Origin of the sequence: Streptomyces sp. Je 1-4 4N24 (assembly GCF_026239515.1) — a bacterium.
GTDB classification, from domain to species: domain Bacteria; phylum Actinomycetota; class Actinomycetes; order Streptomycetales; family Streptomycetaceae; genus Streptomyces; species Streptomyces nigrescens.
Genome location: NZ_CP110836.1, coordinates 8,778,518 through 8,801,931 on the forward strand (window position 1 = coordinate 8,778,518; position 23,414 = coordinate 8,801,931).

Sequence of the window (23,414 nt, forward strand, 5' to 3'; positions counted from 1 at the left end):
TCGTCCCCGTTCGGCAGTCCCACCACCTTCACCGTGCCCGCGGATGCCGCGCGCACGGCATGTCCTGGCCGCGCACCGTCTGTGCGGCCGTTCCCTGCCATCCCGAGGAGATCAGCCATGTTCAAGACCACCACCGACGCCGAACTGTCGGGCAATCCGATCGATGAGGTGATCGGCTCCACGATCCGCTACGCGGCGCTCACCTCCGCCGCCAAGCTCGGTATCTTCCGGATCCTGGAGGAGGAAGGCCCCAAGACCCTCGACGAGCTGGCCGCCGCGATCGGCGCGAGCACGGACGGCACCCGCGCGGTGGCCGACGTCGTCGCCGTCCTCGGCTGGCTGACCCTGGAGGACGGGCGCTACCGCAACGGCCCGCTCGCCGAACGCTGGCTGGGCCAGAACGCCGAGTACGACTTCACCCCGGCGCTGCTGTGGGCGTACGAACTCACCAACGTGATGTGGGATCTGCCGCAGGCCGTCCGGGACGGCAAGCCCGCCCAGTCCCTGTGGGAGCGCTGGGCCGGCAACCCCGAGGCCGGACGGGACTTCTCCGCGTACATGCGGGTCAAGTCGCGGCTGACGGTGCAGCCCATCGTCGAGGCCGTCCCGCTGCCCGAAGGGGCGCGGCGCCTCCTCGACCTGGGCGGCTCGCACGGACTGCACTCCATGGCCATGTGCGAGCGGCACCCCGAGCTCTCCGCCACCATCCTCGACCTGCCCGAGGCGCTCGCCGACACCGGCGCCGCGATCGAGAAGGCGGGGCTGTCCGACCGGATCACCCTGCAGCGCGGCAGCTTCCTCAGCGGTGACCTCGGCACCGGATACGACGTGGTCTTCCTCTTCGAGATCGTGCACAACCACACCGACGAGGAGAACCGGGACCTGATCGCGCGGGCCGCCAAGGCGCTGCGCCCCGGCGGCCGGATCGTGGTGCTCGAAGACGTCCGCGGTGAGCAGCTCGACGAGCACAACGCGGCGTTCTCGCTGGCCATGTACGCCTGCTCCGGCGACCGCACCTACAGCCTGCCGGAGATCTCCGGATGGCTCAGCGACGCGGGGCTGAAGACCGTCGAGCGCATCGCGCTGCCCTCATCCGTGTCTCTGGTCGTCGGCACCAAGTAAAGCCGGCAGCCGGGGAAGGGGGGAGCACCGTGCAGATCGATCTGGCACACCGGTCGACCAGCTCATGGCTGGACGCCGCGGACCTCGCTCGTGAGGTGTACGCCCAGGCATACGGCGCCGATGTGGCGCCCCGGCCCGACTCGTTCATCGTCGCCCGGCCGGCCTGCGGCGCGGCGGAGAAGCCCTGCGCGCCACTGGCCTGCGCGGGGCTCACCTTCGGCAGAGACCAGGAGTTGTTCTCCGAGCGGTACCTCGAGACCGGTGTCGAGGACGCCGCGCTGTCCCGACTCGGGGCCTCGGTCGACCGCAGGCGGGTGGTGGAAGTGGGGGCACTGGCCACCCGCCGCGCCTCGGTCGGCCGCGAACTGATCAGAGCCACCCCGATCATCGCCTGGTGCCTGGGCATGGAGTACATCCTGTGCACCGTCACCCGCAGCCTGATCACCACCCTGGACCGGACCGGCATCTCCTTCGTGCCGTTCGGTCCCGCCGACCCGCGCCGGCTGTCTCCCGACGAGGCGGCGTGCTGGGGCACCTACTACGAGCAGGAGCCGCAGGTCGGCGTCATCCCACTGAACGCCCTGGACCGGCTGTTCTCCGACGCCACCGGGCGTTACTCCGTCACCGATCTCCAACTGAGCATCAGCGCCATGGAGGTGGCCGGTCATGCTGGGCATTGAGCAGAGCCTGGTCAGGTTCGGTGAGTCGGCGCGTCCGCTGATCGAGGTGCTGGGGGAGGACGGCGCGCCGGCCCGGACCCTCAGCTACCAGGAGGTGACGCGCCGGGCCGCTGACCTCGTCGAGCGGATCGGACCGGGCGACGGCCGGCCGCTGCGCATCGGCGTGGTCTGCGGTAACACCCCCGAATTCGTGGTCGCCGACCTCGCACTGATCGCCGCGCGCGCCACCGAAGTACCGGTCCCGCTGGCCTTCTCCGCCGAGCAGGCCGCCGGCCTGCTGGCGGAGACCGATCTGTGCGTGGTGGACGCGGCCGGGCAGGAGCGGCTGACCCAGTGGGGCAGGGACCGGGTCCTGCGCCCGGACTGCACGGTACTGCCGCTGTCCACGGACGAGCCCGTACCGTCCGCGCCCATGGTGCTGCCGCCGGCCCGCGCCGGGGGAGCGGACTGGGAGTGCAAGATCATCCACACCTCCGGGACGACCTCGCGTCCCAAGGGGGTACGGATCAGGGCGGCGGCCCTGAACGAACTGCTGGGCTCACTGCGGGCGGTGATGCCCGGCGGGGCCTTCGCCCGCTATCTCTCCGTCGTCCCGTTCAGCCTGCTCATCGAGCAGGTCACCGGCCTCTACATGGTCCTGCTCGACGGCGGGACGCTGGTCCTGATGCCGCCCGGCAAGGCCCTGGTCGGCACCACTGCGGCGGCCCCCGCCGATGCCATGCCGTATGTGACGTCCGCCCGTCCGACCGCAATGGTCGCCACCCCTGCGCTCGTCGACGCCTTCGCCGCCGCCGCGGACGAGGCCGTGGCGAGCGGACGAGCGGTCGCACCGGCCCTGTTCGGCACTCCCGAGGCGCCGCTCATCTGCTGCGGCGGGGCGCCCGTGCACCCCGAGCTGCTGCGGCGGCTGGAAGACCACGGGCTCCCGGTGCACGAGGGCTACGGACTGTCCGAGAACAGCTCCGTGGTCAGCTGGAACACCCCGGACGCGCGCCGCCTGGGCACTGTGGGCCGGCCGCTGCCGCATGTCCGCGTCCGGACCGCGGACGACGGTGAACTCCTGGTCAGCAGCACCTCGTTGTTCGCCGGCTACACCCGCGACGACCCCTCCAGCCTGGTCCTCGACACCGACGGCTGGCTGCGGACGGGCGATCTGGCCCGGATCGACGAGGACGGCTTCATCAGCATCACCGGACGCAAGAAGAACGTCATCATCACCGCGGCCGGCCGCAATGTGGCCCCCGAGTGGGTCGAGGCACAGTACGCCCAACTCCCGTTCGTCCGCGCCGTCGCCGTGATAGGTGACGGACTCACCGCCCTCCACGGACTCTTCCTCGTCAAGGAGTCCACCGACCTCGCGGCGGCCGAAGCGGCCGTCCGGGAGTTCGGCGAAGCGCACCTCTCCGAGGTGGAGCGGGTCGCCGTACCGCACCTCACCGTCGCCGACGAGCGCCTCTACCGCCGGTTCTTCACCGTCACCGGAAGGCCCATGCGGGCAGCCATCCGCGCTGCCCTGTCCAACGGAACGCTGTACGACCACCAAGGAGCAGACGCATGACCACGATCGCTGACGTCCGGCCCTACGGGGCCGCCACCGGCCGGCTCGTCCTGCCCGCCGAGGACAGGTCGCTCGGTGCTCTGGACCCCGCATGGGTCGCCGGGCTGCTCGCCGACGCCGGCTTTCTGCTGTTCCGGGGCTTCCGCACCGACCTGGAGGAGTTCACCTCCTTCGTGAAGGCGCACTCCAGCCGGATCACCCTCGACCCGGCGCGCTCCTTCCACGGCGGTGAGGTCGCCCAGAAGGTGGACGCGGGCACCGTCGCCGTCGGCCTCCATCTGGAGAACGGCAACAGCCCCTTCGGCCCCGACCTGACGTGGTTCCTGTGTGAGAAGGCCGCCGCCAGGGGCTCCCAGACCACCGTCTGTGACGGCTACCGCGTCTGGGACGCGGCGAGTGACACCGCCCGCGCGGTCTTCGGCGTCAAGGACATCATGTACAGCCGCCGGGTGGAGGAGCCCAAGTGGAAGGCGTTCGTCTGCCACCAGACGGAAGGCCGCAAAAAGCTCGACGACATCACCTTCGCCGATATGAAGGACCTGGTGGGCGGCAGTGTGTCCACCACCCTCCAACTCAACGACGACGGCTCCCTCCACTACGCCTACCGCGTCGGAGCCGTCCACCCCACGCTCTTCGGCAGCCGGCTCTCCTGGGCCAACAGCGTCTTCGGCCCCTCGTACAACTACGAGGCCCCGCGCATCACCTTCGCCGACGGTACGGAGATCCCCCAGGAGCTCCTCACCGAATTCCGCCGCCTCACCGAGGAGCTGACCGAGGAGCTGGTCTGGCAGGACGGCGACGTGGCCCTGATCGACAACACCCGGGTGATGCACGGCCGGCGCGAGATACTCGACACCGACCGGACCATCTACAACGCACAGAGCTACCTCGACCCCGCGCTGCTGGCCGCCGTGCGGGACGGGAGGGCCCAGGGATGACCACCGCCACCACCGGACTCGACGACGAGCGTGTCGGCGCCGTCCTGGACGAGATCGCCCGGACCGCCGAGCGCAACGACCCGGACGTCATGAAGCGCGCCTACGCCACCGCGGCCGACTGGCCGCAGCCGCCCACCGCCCAGGAGGCGGCCGAGCTGTGCGCGCAGGCCGCGCTGCCCGTGCACCCGCAGGTCGGTACCTTCCTGTACCAGCTGATACGGAGCCTGCGCCCGGCACTCGTCGTGGAGTTCGGCACCTCCTTCGGCGCCTCGACGATCTATGCGGCGGCGGCCCTGCGCGACAACGGCGCCGGCCGCATCATCGGCTCGGAGCTGCATCCCGGCAAGGCCGACCGGGCACGCAGCCATCTGGAGCGCGCCGGGCTCGCCGGCTACGCCGAGATCAGGACCGGCGACGCCCGGGAACAGCTCGCCACGCTTCCCGGGCCGGTCGATCTGCTGCTGCTGGACGGCTGGAAGGAGCTCTACCTCCCGGTCCTCAAGCTGCTCGAACCCGCACTGCGCACCGGTGGCCTGGTCGTCTCCGACAACCTGCCGATGCTGCCACCCGAGTTCACCGACCATGTCCGCGCCGCAGGCAACGGCTATCTCTCCCAGCAGCTTCCGCTGGGCGACGGCATCGAATTCTCCGTCCGCCTCCAGCAAGAGGCCTGACACCGGTTCCACCCGGCTTCGCGAAGCCGTCGCGATCCGCGTCACCCCGTACGCACGGAAAGGCACCGAACACCCGTGAATTCCCGTACCCACCGCCGCACCCTGCTCCGCGCCGGCGTCGCCGCGCTGCCCCTGGCGGCAGTGGCTCCGGCCGCACACGCCGCCGGACAGTCCCCCAAACTCACCGCCGCCCAGGTGGCGAGCTGGACCGACGCCTATCTCGAGGCCTGGCGGACCAAGAACGACACCGCCGCGGTCCGGCTGTTCACCCCCGACGCCCTGTACGAGGCGGTGCCCGGCGTGGCCGCGCAGACCTTCCGCGGCCGCGAGGCCATCGGCCGCTACTGGCGCGAGATCACCTCCGGCCAGAGTGAGATGACCGGCCGTCACGGCACTCCCGTCATCACCGGCAACCGGGCGGCCGTCGAACTCTGGGTCACGATGCGGGCCCCCGCCCTCAACCCCGACGGGGAGCACTGGGTCACCCTGCTGGAGACCAACATCCTGACCTTCGCCCCCGACGGCCGCTGCCGGCGCAACACCGAGTACTGGAACCTGCAGATGGGCCGCCTGACACCGCCCCCGGGGTGGGGCACCGCATGACCACCGCACGCCTGCTCGTCACCGGCGGCCGGGTCCTCAGCATGGACGCGGCCATCGGTGAACTGCCGTCCGCCGACATCCTGGTGGCGGACGGCCGGATCACCGAGGTACGCCCGGACATCGACGCCACGGCGGCGGACGAGCGGATCGACGCCCGGGGGTGCCTCGTGCTCCCCGGTTTCGTCGACACCCACCGGCACATGTGGCAGGCGGCGCTCCGCGGCAGCGGCGCCGACCAGACCCTCGACCAGTATTTCGCGACCGTCCTGCACACCCTGGCGCCCCGGCTCAGCGCCGACGATCTCCACCTGGGCAATCTGCTGAGTGCCCTGGGCGCCCTGGACGCGGGGGTGACCACCGTCCAGGACATCTCCAATGTCGACAAGCCGACCGAGGAGCACACCGACGCCCTGCTCGACGCGCTCACCGAATCCGGGCTGCGCAGCGTCTTCGCCTACGGGCAGGGCACGGCACAGGACGCCCGCCGCATCCGCGGCGGCCGGCTGCACGCCAAGGACGGCCTGGTGACCATGGCGCTGAACGCCGAGGCCGGCAGCGACGAGAACATCCGGCGCGGCTGGGCCCTGGCCCGCGAACTCGATGTGCCGACCGCGCTGCACGTCCGGGGCGGCAGCCCCGTCTCCCGGCTGCGCCGCCTCGGGGTACTGCGCCCCGGCGCGGTGTTCATCCACGGCACCGGGATGGCGGCCGGTGAGCTGGAGCTGATCCGCGACAGCGGTGGGGCGCTGTCGGTCGCGCCCGCCATCGAGATGACCATGGGGCACGGACTGCCGCCGTTCGCCGCGGCGGCGGCCGCCGGTCTGCGTCCCAGCCTCAGCGTCGATGTCGAAGTCGCCGCACCCAGCGATATGTTCACGCAGATGCGGGCCGCCTTCCAGATCGGGCGCTTCGCCGCGCTGCAGGGCCACGCGGGCCCGGAAGCGGCGTTGCTCACGGCCCGGGAGGTGCTGGAGTTCGCGACGCTCGGCGGCGCCGAGGCGCTCGGGATGGCGGACCGCATCGGCTCTCTCACCCCGGGCAAGCAGGCCGACCTGCTCGTGCTGCGGACCGACCGCCCCGGTGTGGCGCCGTTGCACGACGCCACCGCGGCCGTCGTGTCGTCGATGGACCGCGCCGACGTCGACACCGTGTTGGTCGCCGGACGGATCGTCAAGCGCGCGGGGCGGCTGCGGTACGCCGGACTGCCGCGGCTGCTGGCACGGGCGGAGGAGGTGCGCGACCGGCTGGCCGGCCGCTGACCTCTTGCGTCAGCGCCGGATCAGCACGCCCTCCTCGATGGCGGCCAGCGCGATGCGCAGCTGTTCGCTGAGGGCCTTCGCGGTGCGTCCCGGAATCCGGTCGACGAGCCGGGCGTGCACGGCGGTGGTGGCGCGCACCGCCGCCTCGGCGGTCTCCACCCCGCTCGGTGTGAGCTGTACCCAGCTGCTGCGCGCATCGTCCTCGGCCGCCGCGCGGGTGACATAGCCGGCGGCCACCAGGCGCTTGATGACATTGCTGGTCCCACCGGAGGACAGCAGGAGCGCGTGGGTGAGCTCGGTCGGCTTGAGGCGGTAGGGGGCGCCGATCCGCCGGAGGGTGGCGAGTACTCCGTACTCGGCCTGGGTGAGCCCCAGTTTCTCCAGCTCGGCGCCGGCCGCGATATCGAAGGCCGAAACCAACAGGGCGGTCCTTTTGGCCAGTTCCAGGGGGAGACCGGCAATTTCGGGCAGTTCGTGTCCCCATGCCGAGATGATCTCGTCTACGTGGTCAGGCTCCACTGTGAACCGCCTTCCCTCTACCCGATGCTCAGTACAAAGATATCCCACCCACCGCACAGGCACGTTCTGACCTGGGGAGACTGTGTGGTTGCCAGATGTGGACGCTGTGAAAAGCTTTCCATCTATCTTTCAATATAGCTTTTTCCAATGCTTTCTCTCTATGCTTCTCTCATGTTCAAGCGTGAGCCGAGACGTGCCCTGGCCATGACGGCGGTCCTGTTTCTGGCCCTGACCAGCGTCACCGCCTGTGCGGGCCGTGACGTGGAAACGGCCCCACAGGGGAGTGCGATGGCGGAAAACCGTCGCTCCACCGAGGAAGGAACCATCGCAGTGCGAGAGTTCAGCGCCACACCGGACCGGCTGCCGTCGTGCTTCCACGGCGTCCGCGGCGCCACCGCGTACCGCCCGCCCGGGTCCTCGGGGGACGGCCGCCTGGTCACCCTGGGCACCGGTCCCCGCGGGGTGGTCTTCGCGCCCATCTCCTGGGGCGACGCCTGTGAATGGGCGGCCGAGGCCAAGCGGCTCGCCGCCGACGGCTATCACGTGGTCACCTTCGACTGGGGCGGGGACCGCCGCCGGACCGTGTCCGAAGCGACCCGGCTGCTGCGCTCGCGCGGCGCCACGAACGTGGCGTGGGTGGGCGGTTGCATGGGCGGCACGCTCATGCTCGGCATGCTGACGGACCGCACCGACCGCCCGGCCGGTGTCGCCGGTATCAGCCCCCTCGCCTCGCTGGGCGGGTACTCCGCCGGAAACGGCACGTCCTACGAGGGTGAACTGCTGCTCCTGGGTACCGCCGACGACCCGCTCTCCGACGAAGGGCGGCTGCGCGAGGTCGCCCACAGCTTCCCGAAGGCCGAGGTCACGGTACTGCCCGGCACCCTCCACGCCGCCGAGATCTTCGCCGGCCCGCACGGTGCCAAGGCCCGCCGCAGCCTCGACGGCTTCCTCGACCGGACCTTCGCCCCGGCACGCAGCTGAGCGTTCGGCGCCGCGGGGCCCCCGTGGTGCGGGCCGGAGCGGGCCCGCACCACGGGGAAGCCCGGCCCGCTCACCCCGGGCACGGGCGGACGAGCCGGGGTCGACCGGTCAGGGCGTCGCTCAGGAGCGGGTGCCGAAGTCCTGCGTCCACCAAGGGCCGTTGCCGCTGAGATTGACGCCCACACCGGTGGCCTTGTAGGAGCAGTTCAGGATGTTGTCGCGGTGGCCCGGGCTCTTCATCCAGCCGTCCACCGCCGTGGCCGGGTCCTTGGGGCTCTTGAAGATGTTCTCGGCCCAGCTGCCCCACGGGAACCCGGCCTTGGTCATCCGGGTACCGGGGTCGACGCCTTCCGGCGTGTTGTGCTCGTAGTAGTTGCGGGCGGCCATGTCGTCCGAGTGGGCCTGTGCCGCCTTCTGAATGCGGGGGTCGACGGTGAGCGGGCCACAACCGTGCCGCGCCCGCTGGGCGTTGACCAGCTCGACGACCTTCTGCGCGAACCGCGCGGCGGTGCCGGATGCGGCCTGTGCCCCGTTCGGCGTGGTGCTTCCCGCTCCGGAGCCGACGTGGGACGTACGGGGCGCGGTGTGCCGGGCGGAGTCACCGTTGCCGCTGCCGGGACGGCTGGTCTGCGGCCGGGGCGAGGAATGCCGCTTGCCGTGCCGCTTGGCCTTGGACGGAGAGGCCGAGGGCTTGTGGGTCTTGGGCGCGCGCGAGGTGGACGGCGTCGGCTCAGCGGAGACGCTCGCCGTGGGTGCCGACGGCACGGACGGATCCGCCGCGAGCGCCCGGTCGGCTCCCGAGTCGGGGCGTATCAGCACCACGGACGCGCCGCCCACGGTGACCACGGCCGCCACCGCCAGGAGGGTGGCCTTGCGCCGCGGAGTGCTGCCTGCGCGGTGCGCGCCGCTGTTCCGTCCGTGCCGGCCTCCCGCCCCGGCCCCGCCGGAACGCCGGTGCCCACCGGCCTCGCCCGCCCCGCGGCCGTTCCCGGCCGGCGTCTCGTCGTGGCGCTCCGTCTGAAGGTGGTCGTTGTTCATGGTTCCGTTTCCTGTGGGGGATGGGGATCTGCCGGCCCGCTGAGCCTGGGGGACTCGTTGTTCTCGCGGGCCGACACATGGGAGAGCACGGGGCCGGGGCCCGATAACGGAAAGTGCGAAAAGTTTTTTCGTGGGCCGTCAGCAGGCCGGATTCCACGCTGCGCGGGCCGGCCGGGGCGCCTGGAGTGCGCCATGGGCGTCGGCCGGGGACCGGGGTGCTTCCGGAGCCACGTAGGTTTTTTCTGTTATCGCGGCGAGCGCGCGGGATCTCCTGTGTGCGGGGGCTACGGGTACGCACGAAGGAACAGGAACGAATAGGCGTGAAGCAGGAAAACGGGACGGAGGCCGTCGAGGCAGCCAAGGCCGGGGACGAAGAGGCCCGGGAGCAGCTGGTCGCCGCATACCTGCCACTGATCTACAACGTCGTGGGCCGCGCGCTGGACGGCCATGCGGACGTCGACGACGTGGTGCAGGAGACCATGCTGCGCGTCCTGGAGTCGCTGGCCGACCTGCGGGAGCCGGCGTCCTTCCGCTCCTGGCTGGTGGCGATCGCCATGAACCAGGTGCGCCGCCGGTGGACCGCGGCCCGCAGGACACCCGTTGTCGGCCTGGACCAGGCGACGGAACGGGCCGACCGCTCCGCCGACTTCGTGGACCTGACCATCCTGAAGCTGGGCTTGTCCGGCCAGCGCCGTGAAGTGGCCGCGGCCACCCGCTGGCTGGACGAGGGGGACCGGTCACTGCTGTCCCTGTGGTGGCTGGAGGCCGCCGGCGAGATCAGCAGGCCGGATCTGGTTGCCGCCGTCGGGATCGACTCCCGCCATGCGGCGGTCCGTGTGCAGCGGATGAAGGAACAGCTCGAAGCCGGCCGCGTCGTGGTCCGCGCGCTCTCGGCAACTCCCCTCTGCCCCGAGCTGTCCCAGCTGACGGAAACCTGGGACCACGAGCCCTGCGCCCTCTGGCGCAAGCGAATAGCCCGCCATGCGCGTCAGTGCACGGCCTGCTCCGGACACTGGGACGACCTGCTGCCCGCCGAGGGCCTATTGGCCGGTCTCGCCCTGCTGCCGCTGCCCTCGCACCTCACTCCGCAGTCCGTCCTGCCCGCCCCTGCCGCCGCGACCGTGCAGGCGGCCCCGGCACCCGCGGATCCCGCGTCCGGTGCGCCCGGCGCACACCAACTGCCCAAGCGGCCGCCCCGGGTGAAGAAGGGCACGGTCGTCGCGGGCACCGCCACCCTCGCGGTGGCTGTCAGCGCCGCCGTGTGGTGGTCTCCCGGCACGCCGCCGGACAACCGGAAGAATGAGCCGAAGACGCCCCGTACCGTGGCCGCCCGCACCCCCTCGCCACGCCCCACCCCCACACCCACCCCGACCCCGTCGCCCTCCAGGACCGCGCCTCCCACACGGTCCGCCACACCGCCCCCCACGCCGTCGGCCACCCCGCCCGACCTCGAAGAGCAGGCCACCGCACTCATCAACCAGCGGCGGGCGCGGGCCGGCTGCGGGCCGCTGCGCATCGACCGTCGCCTGCACACCGCGGCGCAGCGTCACTCCGCCGATATGGCGGCACGGCAGTACTACGAGCACGAGGCCCCGGACGGCACCGGTCCCGACGCGCGGATCACCGCCACCGGATACCGGTGGAGCAGCTGGGGCGAGAACCTCCACCGCGGTCCGCGGAGCGCCGCCGACGCGGTGAACGACTGGATGGGCGACAGCATGCACCGCGACAACCTGCTCAACTGCGCCTTCACGGAAGTCGGCATCGGCGTCGTCCAGGGCTCGGGCGGGCCCTGGTGGACCCAGGACCTTGCGGCGCCGCGCTGACTTTGGCGGGCACAGTCGGTCGGATACCGGACCGCGGGCACCGGAATGTCCTGGCGGCCGGTGGCGCTGCACCTTACGGAGAAGCAGTCCGGCGCACACAAGGAGAACAGCGCATGAGCGACACCGTGCAGGAGTGGCAGCTGTCCGCCCGCCCCGTGGGGCGCCCGGTGCTGGGGGACTTCCGGCTCGTGGAGCGGGAGTTACCGGCACCGGCCGAAGGCGAAGTGCAGGTCCGTAACACCTTCCTCTCGGTGGACCCCTATATGCGGGCCTTGATGAGTGCCACGGCGGCCGGGAGCCTGGCCTACGGGTTGGACCGGCCGATGACGGGTGGCGCGGTCGGTGAGATCGTCGCCTCGCGGGCGGCCGGTCTGTCGCCGGGGGACCTGGTGCTCAGCGACCTGGGATGGCGTACCGGCGCGGTCGCTCCTGCCGGACGCTTCACCAGGCTGCAGCGTATCGAGGGGGTACCGGACTCCGCGTTCCTCGGCGTACTCGGGATGCCCGGACTGAGCGCGTACGCCGGGCTGACCGAGATCGCGGAAATGCGCGCGGGGGACACGGTCTTCGTTTCCGGCGCGGCCGGGGCGGTGGGAAGCCTGGCCGGGCAGATCGCGCGGCTGCGCGGGGCGAAGGCGGTCATCGGCAGCGCCGGTTCCGCGGCGAAGGTGGAGTACCTGACCGGCGAACTCGGCTTCACCACCGCCTTCAACTACAAGTCCGGCACGGTGCGCGAGCTGCTCGCCGAGGCCGCCCCGGACGGTATCGACGTGTACTTCGACAACGTCGGAGGAGACCACTTGGAAGCCGCCATCGACGCGCTGAACCCGAACGGCCGGGCCGCGCTGTGCGGAGCGATCTCCGGGTACCACGACACCGAGCCGGCGGCGGGGCCGCGCAACATGGTCGAGCTGGTGAAGAAGCGGATCACACTGCGCGGTTTCGAGGTCGGGGACCATGCGGGTATCCAGCCGCGGTTCGCCGAAGAGATGGGCGGCTGGCTGGCCGCACGGAAAATCAGCTTCCGTGAGACGGTCGAGGACGGCATCGCCCACACAGTGGAGGCCTTCCTCGGGCTGATGGACGGCCGGAACACCGGAAAGATGGTGGTGCGCCTCTGACCGCAGCGGCCGACCGGCAGCAGTTCCGCCCCGGGCAAGACGCAGTCCCGGTCACCGGGCGGGCGCGTGGACCGGCCCGCCCGGTGACCGGGGCGGTGTGCGAGGAGCTGTTGGGGGCGTACTAGGGCGCGATGTGCCAGCTCAGCGATCGGGACAGCAGCTTGCGCAGCGCCGGGTCACGAACCGCCTTCGTACGGTCGGCGGCCCGAGCCGTGACCTTATGGGGGCGGCCGTCGGCCGGGACGCCGAGAGTGCGCGGGACGACCGTGGTGCTGCCGCGCGCGGCCTTGCGCTCGCGGCCGTCGACGTACCACTTCAGCTGCGCGGAGGCGGGTGCGGTGACACGGATACGGGTCCCGCGGGAGACCGCGTGGTGGGTGGAGACCGGGCTGCTCAGTACGCTCGCATAGCGGTAGAAGCCCGCGATCATCGCCTCGCGGCCGGGGAGATTGAACTCCCGGCCCAGGGTCCGCATGATCGAGTTGTCGGTGGGACGGTTGAGCCCGTACTGGTAGTAGCCGCCGCCCTCGAAGGCGCCGACCGCGCCGCCGTCCGGGGACTGCTGGCCGATCCAGCGGTACCACTTCTGCTGCTGAGCGGTCATCTGGTCGGCGGAGAGCTTGGTGAGGTTGGCCTGGGCCGGCTCGGGGCCGGTGTAGGTACCGGACTGGCCGTAGTCGTACTCGTCGGCGAGCTTGCCGAGTGAGTGGCCGGTCTCGTGCACCGCGATCTGGTCCGACTGGTCGTTGTCGGAGGAGGCGGTGGCGATCCCGTCGTAACCGACCTGCGAGGAGATGTCGTTGTAGCCCGCACCGCCGTACTTGGTGGAGTTGGAGAGGACCACGACGAGGTCGGCGGCCGGGGCCTTGGAGGCGTACGACTCGACCTTGCCGGTGTCGACGCAGAGCAGCCGCTCGGTGTTGTCGCAGAAGAACGCGGAGTCGAGGGCGGTGTCGCGGACCACGTCCTTCGTCGGGTCCCCGGAGGCGCCGGACTCGTTGGAGACGGCGTCCACGGCCCAGACGTTGAACAGGCCGCGGTAGGTGGCGTACGGCTCGACGCCGGAGATCTTGGCCCACTTGGCGCGGACGTCGGCGTGGAAGTCCTCCTGCTGGGCGGCCGTGTAGCCGTCACCGATGAAGACGACATCGAGCTTGGTGCCGACCGTGCCGTTCTGCACGATCGAGGTGACATCGCCGTCGCCGGCGGCGGTCGCCGCCTTCTCGGACGGCGCCAGGGGCTTGGAGGCCGGAACGGTGGTCTGCCGTGGGTGGCCGTCCGCGCCGTTGAAGTACTCGACGTGCTGGGTGCGTTGGGCCTGCGGAGCCGGGGTGGCGCCAGCGGTGGCCGCGGCGGCCGTCGCGGCCACCGCCGCCGCGGCGATGCCGACGGACACCGCGGTGCGTATGGACGTGCGTCTGCGGTGCTGTCCGGAGGTGTTTCTGCGCATGGGGGGTTCCTCCCGAAGCCCGGCGCAATGCACCGGGCTGAGCTGAAATCAGGCGCGCTCAACGTAGAGGTTCCGGGGGCTCCAGGCAACGGATGGTGCCTGAGTGGCTCACCGGAAAGCTGAGTTCGTGTCACGGGAGGGAGCGAGAAACCGCCTCTCGGAGCAACGTCCGGATGGGGCGGAGGACTTGGGTGAGCGGACCGTCGCCAGGTCCGTCGGCCGGTCGCCCGCGGGTGGCCGTGCCCCGTAGGGCTGCACGGGGAGGCGTGTAGGGGGTGTTGCGGGTGGTGGGGCGAGCGCGGGGGCGTACGAGCCTGGCGTGGTGTGGTTGTGTATATCTCCGTGTTTTGTCACACCAACGGGGATTTCTTCCGCCAAAGCATGACGGGTCGTCACTCTGTGAGAGCCCGGTCAACCCGGCCGGCAGTCCGGTTTTTGGGCGCCGTGCAAGCGGCGTCCCCCACAGGAGGTTCGATGTTCCGTAACGCTTCGCGTATCGCCATGGCTGTACTCGGCTCCGCGGCCCTGGCAGTCACCGCCGCCCCCACCGGCCACCGCTCCGGTACCGGTGCGCCACAGGCAGCCAGCCTGTGGCGCACCGCCCTTTTGCGCGCCGCCGTCAGCCGGCCGCCACACCGGCTGCCGCCGGCTCAGACCGTGATGACGAGCTTGCCGCGCACATGCCCCGCCTCGCTCAGCTCCTGCGCCTTGGCCGCGTCGGCGAGCGGGAAGGTCTCGACGACCGGCAGCGCGAGCCTGCCCTCGACGGCGAGGCGGGCGTGCGCGGCCAGGCCTGCCCGGATCTGCTCCGACGGCGTACCGCCCGCGGAGAAGGGCACACCGTGCTCGGCGGCGTTCATATCGGCGATGGTGACGATCCGGTCCGTCGTTCCGCCACGCAGCGCGATCGAGACCGGCAGCGCGTCCTGTCCGGCCGCGTCGAAGACCGCGTCCACGCCCTGGGGGGCAACCGCCCGGACCCGGTCGGCCAGGCCCGCCCCGTACGCCACCGGAACCGCACCCAGCGCGCGCAGGAAGTCGTGATTGGCCGGGGACGCCGTACCGACCACCGTGGCGCCCCGTGCCACCGCGAGCTGGACCGCGACCTGGCCGACCGCACCCGCCGCCCCGTGCAACAGCAGGGTCTCGCCCGTCGCCAGGCCCAGCAGGTCGAGGACGCGCTGCGCCGTCTCACCGGCCACCGGGAGGGCCGCCGCGGCCTCGAAGGAGAGCGACGCGGGCTTGCGCACCATGTCTCCCGCGAGGGCGTACTCCGCGTACGCGCCGGTCCTGGTACAGCCGAAGACCTCGTCGCCGACGGCGAATTCGTCTCCCGCGCCGTCGCCGAGCGCGTCCACCACGCCGGCGAACTCCAGACCCGGCACGGCGGGAAACGTCGTCGGGTAGAACTGCTCCACCCAGCCGTAACGCCGTTTGTAGTCCAGCGGATTGACGCCGACCGTCACCACCTTCACCCGTACGTCGCCCGGTCCGGGCACCGGCTGTTCAGTGTCCCCGAGGCGGAGCACCTCGGCGCCGCCGAAGGTGTCGTAAATGATCGCTCGCATAACGGTCTCCTCGTTCGGTGCAGGAATTGCCGTGGAGGCAAGGGGGTTGATGCCTTCACCCTCGTTCCTGGGGACGGGACCGACGCCGGCCATCGGGACAGTCCGGCCTGGCCGAAAGGCCGGCGCCGGCGCCCAAGCCGCTGGCTACGCTGAGGCTCATGCAGTTGACCGGATCCGTGCCCGCCCTGACCGCCGCATACGAGGTGATCCGCCAGCCACTCGGCGAGATCGTGCCCCGGCTCTCCGTCGTCCTGGCCGAGCTGGTGCCGCACCGGGCGGTTGCTGAACTCTCCACACACTGCGCCCACTCACCGTTCAAGACCTACGGCGCGGCCGAGATCACCGGCCGGCTGTCCACCGCCGACCTGGCGCCGTTGCTCGCCTCCGGCATCCCCGGCCGCCCATGGCAGGGCATGCTCACCCTCGCCGGTGCGGAGCGGCAGGCCCTCGTCGTGACGAGCCGGGCGACACCCCGCGGCGCCGTCCTGCTGCTGGTACGGGACGTAGACGCCACCCCCGCCGACGAGGCGGCCGCCGCTCTCGTACAAGCGCTGTGGGACGTGGTCACCAGCCACTTCGACCGCATGGCGGCGGAGGCCCTGCCCGGTGCGCTGGCCCGCTCGCGGACCGCCGCCGGAACCCGGGCCCGAGTGATCGCGGAGCTGGGCGAGGCCTATTCGGCCGCGCTCACCGGGGTGCTGGGAGTCCTGCGCAGCCGCAGCCTCGACGATGCGGCGGCCCGCGCCACCGCCACGGATCTGGCCGTCTCGGCCCTGGTGGACCTGCGTGCGGAGGCGGAACGCGACCAGCAGATCGCCGAGGAGCCGGCCGGGCAGGCCTTCGCCCGGCTCGCCGACTCCCTGCGACCGCTGGTCCGCTACAGCCCCGTACGACTGGAGCTGGGCGCCCCCGACTCCCCGGGGACCGTGGCAGCCGACGTGGCACACACCGCGCGGGTCATCGTCCGGGCGCTGCTGCTGAAGGTCCTGGAACAGGAGGCGGTGACCCGCGTCCATGTCGCCTGGCAGATCACCGACGACGAACTGCGCGCGACCGTACGGGACGACGGGCCCGGCACCCTCACCCCCGGCGCCCTGGCCCCCGGCGGGGTCGCCGAGCGACTCGCCGTACTGGATGGACGGCTGGATGTCGACGCGGTGCCCGGGTGGGGGACCACGGTGTCGGCGACCCTCCCGCTGCGGGTGTCCCAGGATCCGGCACCGCACCCGCTCACCTCACTGGGCGAGCGGGAACTCCAGGTACTGGCCCGGCTCGCGCTCGGGCACCGCAACCGGGCGATCGCCCAGGAACTCCACATCAGTGAGTCGACGGTGAAGTTCCATGTCGCGAAGATCCTCACCAAACTGGGCGTCGAGTCACGGGGAGCGGCGGCGGCTCTCTTCCATGCCGTGGCTTAGCGGCCGCCACCGTCAGAGTGCGCCGGAGGCCGAGCCGCCGGTGTAGGTGCGCGGCACGCGGGCGCCGATACGGGTGACGATTTCGTGGGAGATGGTGTGGGCGGCCCGCGCCCAGTCCGCCGCACCGGGCTCCCCACGGTCGCCGGGCCCGAAGAGGACGACCTCGTCCCCGGGCGCGGCGGGGGCGTCGCCGAGATCGAGGACGAACTGGTCCATGCACACGGTGCCCGCCACCGTGTGCCGCCGCCCGGCGACAAGGACGGGGCCGGCCTGCGACGCATGCCGGGGAACACCGTCGGCATAGCCGAGGGGGACCAGACCGAGGGTCGTCTCACGGGCGGTGCGATAGCGGTGGCCGTACGAGACGCCCTGCCCGGCGGGGACCCGCTTGACGGAGGAGAGGCGGGCGGTGAGGGTCATCGCCGGCTTCAGCCCCAGCTCGGAAGGCACGGCCAGGTCCGGCACCGGGCTCAGTCCGTAGACGGCGAGCCCGGGGCGTACGAGGTCGAAGTGTGCCTCCGGAAGCGTCAGCGTGGCGGCCGAGTTGGACAGATGGAGGACATCGGGGGTGAGCCCGGCCCGACGGGCGAGCCCGGCAGCGCTGCGGAAGGCGGCCAACTGCTCGTCACAGGAGGGGTGTCCGGGCTCATCGGCCCGTGCCAGATGCGACCACACGCCGACGACCCGGACGTACCCGGCCGCTTCGGCGCGTGCCGCGGTCTCCAGCAGCGCCCGCCAGTCGTCCGCGGTGGCGCCGCCGCGCCCGAGCCCGGTCTCCGCTTCGAGGTGCAGCAGCGCGGGACGGTCCACGGCCTGCGCCGCCCGCACCGCGGCCCGCACCGCCCAGGTGGCACCGGCCGACAGCTCGACGCCTGAGGCCACCGCGGCATTCCAGTCGTCACCCGGGGTCAGCAGCCACGCGAGCAGCCGGCCGGGGACGCCGGCCGCGCGCAGCGCCAGTGCTTCCCGCATCCCGGCGACGCCGAGCCAGGTGGCACCGCCCGCGAGCGCCGCGCGGGCGACGGCGGCCATGCCGTGACCGTAGCCGTCGGCCTTGACCACGGCCATCACCTCGGCGGACCCGGCTGCTTCACACAACCGGCTGACATTGGCGCGGACCGCCGAGAGGTCAATACGGGCCTGTGCGTGCGGTGTTCCGGCCCCCTGCGCCTCCTGGCCGTGCGGCCCGGCCATCGATCCGCCGACCGGGTCCGGCCCCGTGGAGGACGGTGTGGCGGACACCCCCGGAGGGTGTCGGTTCACCACCGCGGTCACCGCCGCTCCGGGTCCGGCGTCGGCGCTCTCGGCCTCGCGGGGAATGCCGAATGACATGCCACCGTCCTTCCAGGGAAACCAATGCTGCCCGGTGGGCTGCGGGTGGACCCATGGTTTCGACGGGGGAACGGCCCGTCATCGTGCGATCGGCACCGTCTCGGGCCGCTCGGCAGTGGGGCCGGGACAACGGGGAGGGGCGGAGGGGCAGGATGTGGCGTACGGGAGGGGGCGGCGTACGGGAGGACGGCATACGGACCCGGCATGCGGAAATTCCGGCATACGGAGACGCCGGTTCCTCAGAGCGGCATACCGGGCAGCGGCCCGGGGCGCCTCACGCGGAAGCACCCACCGCGTCGTCCGGGCCCTCCGTGCCGTAGCGGCGGGCGGTGAGCTGGAGCAGCAGGGCGGTGCGGACCTCCGGGTCGTCCAGCGGCAGCGCCACGACGTCCTGGAGCCGGCGCATCCGGTGCCGGAGCGTGTTGGGGTGGATGTGCAGCCGGGCGGCGGCGTCCCGTGGATCGCCCATCGCCTCCAGCCAGGCGTGCAGCGTCGGCACACAGTTCGTCCCGTGTGCACGATCGTGGTCGACCAGTTGCTGCAGCGGCCCGACGCCCGCAATCCGTGCCGCCGCGGCGGACCGGGCGACATGGCGCAGCACGACGGTGGCCCACACCTCGTCGTGTACGGCCTGGTCGCGCGCGATCAGGCCCGTCCGGAGCAGATCGAGGGTGAGATCGGCCTGCTCACGCGAGCGGGCCAGCCCGGGGACCGACGCCGCGAGTCCGCCGACCGCGACGAGCGGAGCGGGTCTTTTGGTGGTGCCTCGGACCGTCTCCAGCCACCCCGACCCGTCGTCCGCGCCGGGGGCGACCCTCTCCGCCGGGACGATCCCGTAGACCACACCTCCGACGATCGCCGCGGGGGACCGCAGACGACTGCCGCGGAACCGGGACATCCGCTCCCAAACGGTCAGGCGCTGTCGCTCCGCCTCACCGTCGTCCTCGCAGCGCACCCCCACGGCGATCACTCGCCAGGGGCCGGTCGTGAGCCCCAGGCGCCGCGCCGCGTCGGCCGCTCCCTCCTGGCCGTGCAGCACGGTGGCGACCATGTCGGTCAGCACCAGACGCTCCACATCCGCACCGGCGCGCCGGCGCAGCAGATGCAGGGCCGCCGTCGCGGCCGTGTCAGCGAACGCCTCGGCCCGCTCGGCGGGCACCGGTCCCGGCACGATGGCCCAGATCGAGCCGAGCACATCCCCGCCGGCATGTACCGGCACGACCAGCCGTGGTTTGGTTCCCTCGACCACCGCAGGTACGTAGATGGGGCCGGTGTCCTGGGCGATCTGGTGAAAGACGCCGTACCGCCGGAAATGGGCGTTCACCTCGTCGGGGACGTGCCGCCCCATGATCGTGGCGACCCGCGCCTCGTCCCCGCGCTCCTGGCGCGCGGAGTAGGCAAGGACCCGGGAGCTGCGGTCCTCGATGGTGACCGGCGCGTCGATCACGGCGGCGATCGCATCGGCCAGGCCGAAGAGATCACCCGCCTCGGCGCCCGCCGACCCGCTGCCGGAGTCCACGTACCCCTCACTGTCGAGCACCGCCCGCAGCAGCGACACGACCTGGGCCCAGCCCGCCTGCTGCTCGACCTGTACCAGTGGGAGTCCCGCGGCGCTCGCGGCCGTGACCACCGTTTCGTCGACCGCGGCCGGGGCCTTCAGCAGCAGAGCGCCGGCCGACCGCTCGGCGCACAACGACAACAGGCGCAGGGCCTGGGAACGGTCCGTGAGGTTCACTCCGAGGACGACATCGCCCGGACGCAGATCGAAGCCACCGTCCGGCTCGGCGATCACCACGTCTCCCACCGGGACCGCGGTGCCTCCGGGGGCGCACACCCCCGACAGCACGGCCGGCCCGACGGAGTTGAGAAGCCTCTGCAGACTCATCACTGGCATCACCCGCTCACCGTTCCACCCACCATCGTGCCCTACGGAATCCGCACCTCCGTCGGCCGGTCCCGTCCCGGCGATCTCCTGGCTCCCCATTTCCCTCCGGCGGGAGGTGAACGGTGACGGGTGCCCCTGCGTATCTCTCCATATCCGTGCCCCTGGGGCACCGGTCCACGATGTGAGGAGGCAGCATGACTGACCCGGGTATCCCGCAGCTGCAGGCATTGCCGGACGGAGACGCCGAACTTTCTCTGGTGGTGCGCGTGCAGTGGGAGGATGTCGCCGCGCTCGGTCAGGACGCCGCCCGGCTGGCTGCCCGGTTCAAACGACCGGTGACCCTGGACGAGGCCGCCAGTCACCGGCTCCGCATCCGGCCGCCCGCCGCCCATGCCAAGGCCATGCCGCAGGAGCGGACGCAGCCCGCCATGGCGTCCACGACGGTGTCACCGCTGCCCGCCCGCTCGCCGCAGGAACAGGCCCGCCAGGCGATCGAGAAGATCAACGGCAACGCCAGTCATGAGACGGCGTAACGCGGCGAAGGGCTGAGTGGAACGAGGGAGACCGGCGGGTCTCCCTGACAGAGGGGTTCGGCGGTGTGGGGCTGCCGGGCCCCTCGCACTCTGTCCGTGGCCCCGCGAACCGGCCGGTCGCCTGCCGCCGGACCGGCCCCGGAGTGCGCCGAGCCGTCGGCTGGGCCGACCGGGCGAAGAACATCGGCGCAACGGCTCAACCCGGCCGCACCGTGCGTGCTGCCGCGCGCCCACCGGTGATTGTGTGACGAGCCGGCGCGACCGGCGCTGTGCCCCGCAGGGCCGGGGCCGTGCACCGAGGAGGCAGGCAAGCGTGGACGACGAGGCCGGCGCTCTCCTGAACGTCCCGAGCACCGAAGGCACGTAGGCATGCACACCACGGTCACCCTGCTGGCGGACGCCCCGGCCCAACTGCTGCCGGCCCGGCAGCTGATGGCCTTCACCTTGGCCACCCACATCATCCTGGTGCCGCTCGGGGTGGCGCTCCCGCTGATCACGCTGGTGATGCACCATCGCGGACTGCGCCGGAACGACCCCGTGGCGCTGCTCCTCGCCAGACGCTGGTCGGCGGTGATGGCCGTGCAGTTCGCGGTCGGTGTGGTCACCGGCACCGTGCTGTCCTTCGAGTTCGGACTGCTCTGGCCGGGCCTGATGGGCACATGGGGCGGCGTCTTCGGTATCGGATTCGGGGTGGAGGCCTGGGCCTTCTTCCTCGAAGCGGTCCTCATCGCCATCTACCTCTACGGCTGGCGGAGGCTGAAGCCCCGCACCCACTTCCTCCTCGGCCTGCCTCTGCCCGCCGCCGCCCTGCTCGGCGCGTTCGGCATCCTGGCGGCCAACTCCTGGATGAACACGCCCCAGGGATTCACCCTCGGCGCCGACGGCAAGCCCGAGGACGTGCACATCTGGTCGGCGATCTTCACCCCGATGTTCGGGCCGCAGTACTGGCACTTCGTCGTGGCGATGCTGATCACCGCTGGCTACACCGTCGCCGGTGTCTACGCCGTCGGCTGGCTGCGCGGCCGCCGCGACCGCTACCACCGGCTCGGCTTCACCGTCCCCTTCACCCTCGCCGCGGTGTTCACCCCGGTGCAGTTCCTGCTGGGCGACTCGATCGCCCGGTCGGTCTTCCACAAGCAGCCGGTGAAGTTCGCCGCGACGGAACTCGTCTGGCGGACCGACACCCATGTACCCGAGTACATCTTCGGCCGGCTGCACCCGGACGGCAGCATCTCCGGTGGCATCAAGATCCCCCAATTCGACTCCATCCTGGCGGGGTTCACCCCCGGGACCAAGGTGACCGGACTGACCTCCGTCCCGGCGGACGACCGGCCGACGGCCACCCAGGCGACCATCGCTCACTGGGCCTTCGACCTCATGGTGGTGATCGGCTCCCTGCTGATCCTCCTCGCCCTCTGGTACGGCTGGTGTTGGCTGCGGCGACGCCGGCTGCCCGCCTCACCGTGGTTCTTCCGCGGCGCGGCCTGCGCGGGCGTCGCCTCCGTCGTCGCCGTCGAATGCGGGTGGATCACCGCCGAAGTCGGGCGCCAGCCCTGGATCGTCTACGGACACATGCGCATCGCCGAGGCGGTGACACCGACCCGCTCCACCAGCCTCTGGATCATGCTGGGCCTGGTCATCGTGGTGTATGTATTCATCTTCGGATCGCTGCTCGCGGTGCTGCTCAAGATGCGTACGGGCTGGCGGCTCGCCGACGCACGCCGGGCGTCGGGGGAGCGGACCGACGAACCGGAGGCCGACACCCCGTACGGGCCCCGCTCACGGGTACCGGCTGGTGACCCGCCGTCCGGCGGCGGCACCGGGGACGGACCGGCCGAGGACGGCCGGCCGTGATCGCCGATGTCATCGCGGTGGCGCTGCTGCTCGCCGTGACCGCCTACGCCTGCGCCGGAGGCACCGACTACGGAGCCGGGTTCTGGGACCTGACGGCCGGTGGCGCCGAGCGCGGCGCGCGCCCCAGGTGGCTGATCGACCACGCCATGGCCCCCGTATGGGAGGTCAACAACGTCTGGCTCGTCTTCATCTTCGTCATCATGTGGACCGGCTTCCCCACGCTCTTCCAGACGGTGTTCTCCGCCATGTGGCTGCCGCTGGCCCTGGCCGCCATCGGCCTGGTCCTGCGCGGCGCCGGCTTCGCGCTGCGCAAACCCCTCCGCCGGATCGCCGGGCGACGCCTCTACGGCGCGGTCTTCGCCATCGCCTCACTGCTCACCCCGTTCTTCCTCGGCGCGGCCGTCGGCGGTATCGCCTCGGGCCGGGCGGTGCCGGGAACGGAGGCCTCGGCCCACGCCTGGTCCAACCCGACCTCCGTCCTCTTCGGACTGATCGCCATCGTGGCGACGGCGTTCCTCGGCGCCGTGTTCCTGGCCGGCGACGCCGCCCGTTTCGGCGCCCCCGACCTGGTCGGCTACTTCCGGCGGCGGGCTCTGGGCAGTGTCGTCGCGCTCGCCGTCCTTGCGGCCGTCATGCTGACCGTCACCCGGAGCGACGCCCCGCACGTCTGGCACGGGCTCACCCATGGCGTCGGTCTCGGCCTCGTCATCCTGGCCGGAGTCTGTTCCGTCGCCACCGGATGGCTGCTGCTGCGCCGGTCCGGGGCCTGGGCCCGGGTCACCGCCGTCGGCGTGGTCGCGTCGGCGATCATCGCCTGGGGAGCCGCCCAACGCCCCTACCTCATCCCCACGTCCCTGACCGTGGCCGAGGGCGCCGGTGCCCCCGGCAGCCTGCGCTGGACCGGCCTGGTCACCCTCGTGGCCGCGGTGTTCGTCTGCCCGGCCGTGGCCTTTCTGTACTGGCTCGACACCCGCGGCGAACTCGAACCGCTCTCCGACACCGACCTGCGCCGGACCGAACCGGCCCGCGACGATCCGACGGAGCACAACTGACCA

20 protein-coding genes are annotated in these 23,414 nt (G+C 71.8%); 14 read left to right on the plus strand and 6 right to left on the minus strand.

Features of this window, described 5'->3' with window-relative positions; translation table 11 throughout:
- Positions 1 to 117: 117 nt before the first annotated feature.
- The 7 genes from SLV14N_RS38090 to SLV14N_RS38120 all read left to right on the plus strand — a co-directional run bounded on the left by SLV14N_RS38090 (position 118) and on the right by SLV14N_RS38120 (position 6,834).
- A complete protein-coding gene (locus tag SLV14N_RS38090) occupies positions 118 to 1,122 on the plus strand; it encodes a methyltransferase (RefSeq protein ID WP_208687408.1) in 1,005 nt (334 codons plus the stop codon).
- 29 nt (positions 1,123 to 1,151) lie between these two features.
- A complete protein-coding gene (locus SLV14N_RS38095; RefSeq protein ID WP_208687409.1) occupies positions 1,152 to 1,802 on the plus strand; it encodes a thermostable hemolysin in 651 nt (216 codons plus the stop codon).
- A complete protein-coding gene (locus SLV14N_RS38100) occupies positions 1,789 to 3,360 on the plus strand; it encodes an AMP-binding protein (protein WP_263272920.1) in 1,572 nt (523 codons plus the stop codon). Before SLV14N_RS38095 ends, SLV14N_RS38100 begins: the two co-directional genes overlap by 14 nt.
- Positions 3,357 to 4,298, plus strand: a complete 942-nt coding sequence (locus SLV14N_RS38105) for a TauD/TfdA family dioxygenase (protein ID WP_263272921.1) — start codon at positions 3,357 to 3,359, stop codon at positions 4,296 to 4,298. The genes SLV14N_RS38100 and SLV14N_RS38105 overlap by 4 nt, the downstream gene beginning before the upstream one ends.
- On the plus strand, positions 4,295 to 4,972 hold the full coding sequence (locus tag SLV14N_RS38110; RefSeq protein WP_208687412.1) for an O-methyltransferase: 678 nt from the start codon (positions 4,295 to 4,297) through the stop codon (positions 4,970 to 4,972). The genes SLV14N_RS38105 and SLV14N_RS38110 overlap by 4 nt, the downstream gene beginning before the upstream one ends.
- 75 nt (positions 4,973 to 5,047) lie before the next feature.
- Entirely contained in the window at positions 5,048 to 5,575 is a 528-nt protein-coding gene (locus SLV14N_RS38115; protein WP_208687413.1) for a nuclear transport factor 2 family protein, read from the plus strand.
- Entirely contained in the window at positions 5,572 to 6,834 is a 1,263-nt protein-coding gene (locus SLV14N_RS38120; protein ID WP_263272923.1) for an amidohydrolase family protein, read from the plus strand. Before SLV14N_RS38115 ends, SLV14N_RS38120 begins: the two co-directional genes overlap by 4 nt.
- 9 nt (positions 6,835 to 6,843) lie before the next feature.
- On the opposite strand, the gene SLV14N_RS38125 is transcribed toward SLV14N_RS38120, so the two are convergent.
- Positions 6,844 to 7,353 carry a MarR family winged helix-turn-helix transcriptional regulator gene (locus tag SLV14N_RS38125; protein WP_208687415.1) on the minus strand — a complete coding sequence of 170 codons (510 nt, stop codon included), beginning with the start codon at positions 7,351 to 7,353 and terminating at the stop codon, positions 6,844 to 6,846.
- 171 nt (positions 7,354 to 7,524) lie between these two features.
- On the opposite strand from SLV14N_RS38125, the gene SLV14N_RS38130 reads away from it, so the two are divergent.
- The gene (locus SLV14N_RS38130; RefSeq protein ID WP_208687416.1) at positions 7,525 to 8,334 is read left to right on the plus strand and encodes an alpha/beta hydrolase; all 810 of its coding nucleotides are present in this window, start codon (positions 7,525 to 7,527) and stop codon (positions 8,332 to 8,334) included.
- 120 nt (positions 8,335 to 8,454) lie between these two features.
- On the opposite strand, the gene SLV14N_RS38135 is transcribed toward SLV14N_RS38130, so the two are convergent.
- Positions 8,455 to 9,372 (minus strand): CAP domain-containing protein, encoded by a 918-nt coding sequence (locus SLV14N_RS38135; RefSeq protein ID WP_263272926.1) that lies wholly within the window; start codon positions 9,370 to 9,372, stop codon positions 8,455 to 8,457.
- 320 nt (positions 9,373 to 9,692) lie between these two features.
- On the opposite strand from SLV14N_RS38135, the gene SLV14N_RS38140 reads away from it, so the two are divergent.
- Both SLV14N_RS38140 and SLV14N_RS38145 read left to right on the plus strand, forming a co-directional pair.
- Entirely contained in the window at positions 9,693 to 11,198 is a 1,506-nt protein-coding gene (locus SLV14N_RS38140; protein WP_263272928.1) for a sigma-70 family RNA polymerase sigma factor, read from the plus strand.
- 113 nt (positions 11,199 to 11,311) lie between these two features.
- The gene (locus tag SLV14N_RS38145) at positions 11,312 to 12,319 is read left to right on the plus strand and encodes an NADP-dependent oxidoreductase (RefSeq protein ID WP_263272930.1); all 1,008 of its coding nucleotides are present in this window, start codon (positions 11,312 to 11,314) and stop codon (positions 12,317 to 12,319) included.
- Positions 12,320 to 12,440: 121 nt separating this feature from the next.
- Here the strand turns inward: SLV14N_RS38145 and SLV14N_RS38150 are convergent, their stop codons facing one another.
- Both SLV14N_RS38150 and SLV14N_RS38155 read right to left on the minus strand, forming a co-directional pair.
- Positions 12,441 to 13,769 carry a M64 family metallopeptidase gene (locus SLV14N_RS38150; protein ID WP_263272931.1) on the minus strand — a complete coding sequence of 443 codons (1,329 nt, stop codon included), beginning with the start codon at positions 13,767 to 13,769 and terminating at the stop codon, positions 12,441 to 12,443.
- A gap of 650 nt (positions 13,770 to 14,419) precedes the next feature.
- Complete coding sequence (locus SLV14N_RS38155) at positions 14,420 to 15,337, minus strand: NADP-dependent oxidoreductase (protein ID WP_263272932.1); 918 nt, start codon at positions 15,335 to 15,337, stop codon at positions 14,420 to 14,422.
- Between the two features lie 158 nt (positions 15,338 to 15,495).
- Between SLV14N_RS38155 and SLV14N_RS38160 the strand changes: the two genes are divergently transcribed.
- Positions 15,496 to 16,755, plus strand: coding sequence for a LuxR C-terminal-related transcriptional regulator (locus tag SLV14N_RS38160; RefSeq protein WP_208687423.1), 1,260 nt, complete (start codon positions 15,496 to 15,498; stop codon positions 16,753 to 16,755).
- A gap of 12 nt (positions 16,756 to 16,767) precedes the next feature.
- Here SLV14N_RS38160 and alr read toward each other — a convergent pair whose 3' ends face one another.
- Together alr and SLV14N_RS38170 are read right to left on the minus strand one after the other, a co-directional pair.
- On the minus strand, positions 16,768 to 17,949 hold the full coding sequence (alr, locus tag SLV14N_RS38165) for an alanine racemase (protein ID WP_208688315.1): 1,182 nt from the start codon (positions 17,947 to 17,949) through the stop codon (positions 16,768 to 16,770).
- A gap of 412 nt (positions 17,950 to 18,361) precedes the next feature.
- Positions 18,362 to 19,972, minus strand: a complete 1,611-nt coding sequence (locus SLV14N_RS38170; protein WP_208687424.1) for a CdaR family transcriptional regulator — start codon at positions 19,970 to 19,972, stop codon at positions 18,362 to 18,364.
- A gap of 194 nt (positions 19,973 to 20,166) precedes the next feature.
- Here SLV14N_RS38170 and SLV14N_RS38175 point away from each other — a divergent pair, with 194 nt between their 5' ends.
- The 3 genes from SLV14N_RS38175 to SLV14N_RS38185 all read left to right on the plus strand — a co-directional run bounded on the left by SLV14N_RS38175 (position 20,167) and on the right by SLV14N_RS38185 (position 23,411).
- Positions 20,167 to 20,505: a hypothetical protein gene (locus SLV14N_RS38175; RefSeq protein WP_174876496.1), complete on the plus strand. Its 339-nt coding sequence runs from the start codon at positions 20,167 to 20,169 to the stop codon at positions 20,503 to 20,505.
- A 369-nt stretch (positions 20,506 to 20,874) separates the two neighbouring features.
- Complete coding sequence (locus tag SLV14N_RS38180; protein WP_208687425.1) at positions 20,875 to 22,359, plus strand: cytochrome ubiquinol oxidase subunit I; 1,485 nt, start codon at positions 20,875 to 20,877, stop codon at positions 22,357 to 22,359.
- Positions 22,356 to 23,411, plus strand: a complete 1,056-nt coding sequence (locus tag SLV14N_RS38185) for a cytochrome d ubiquinol oxidase subunit II (protein WP_208687426.1) — start codon at positions 22,356 to 22,358, stop codon at positions 23,409 to 23,411. Before SLV14N_RS38180 ends, SLV14N_RS38185 begins: the two co-directional genes overlap by 4 nt.
- The last annotated feature ends 3 nt before the right edge of the window (positions 23,412 to 23,414 follow it).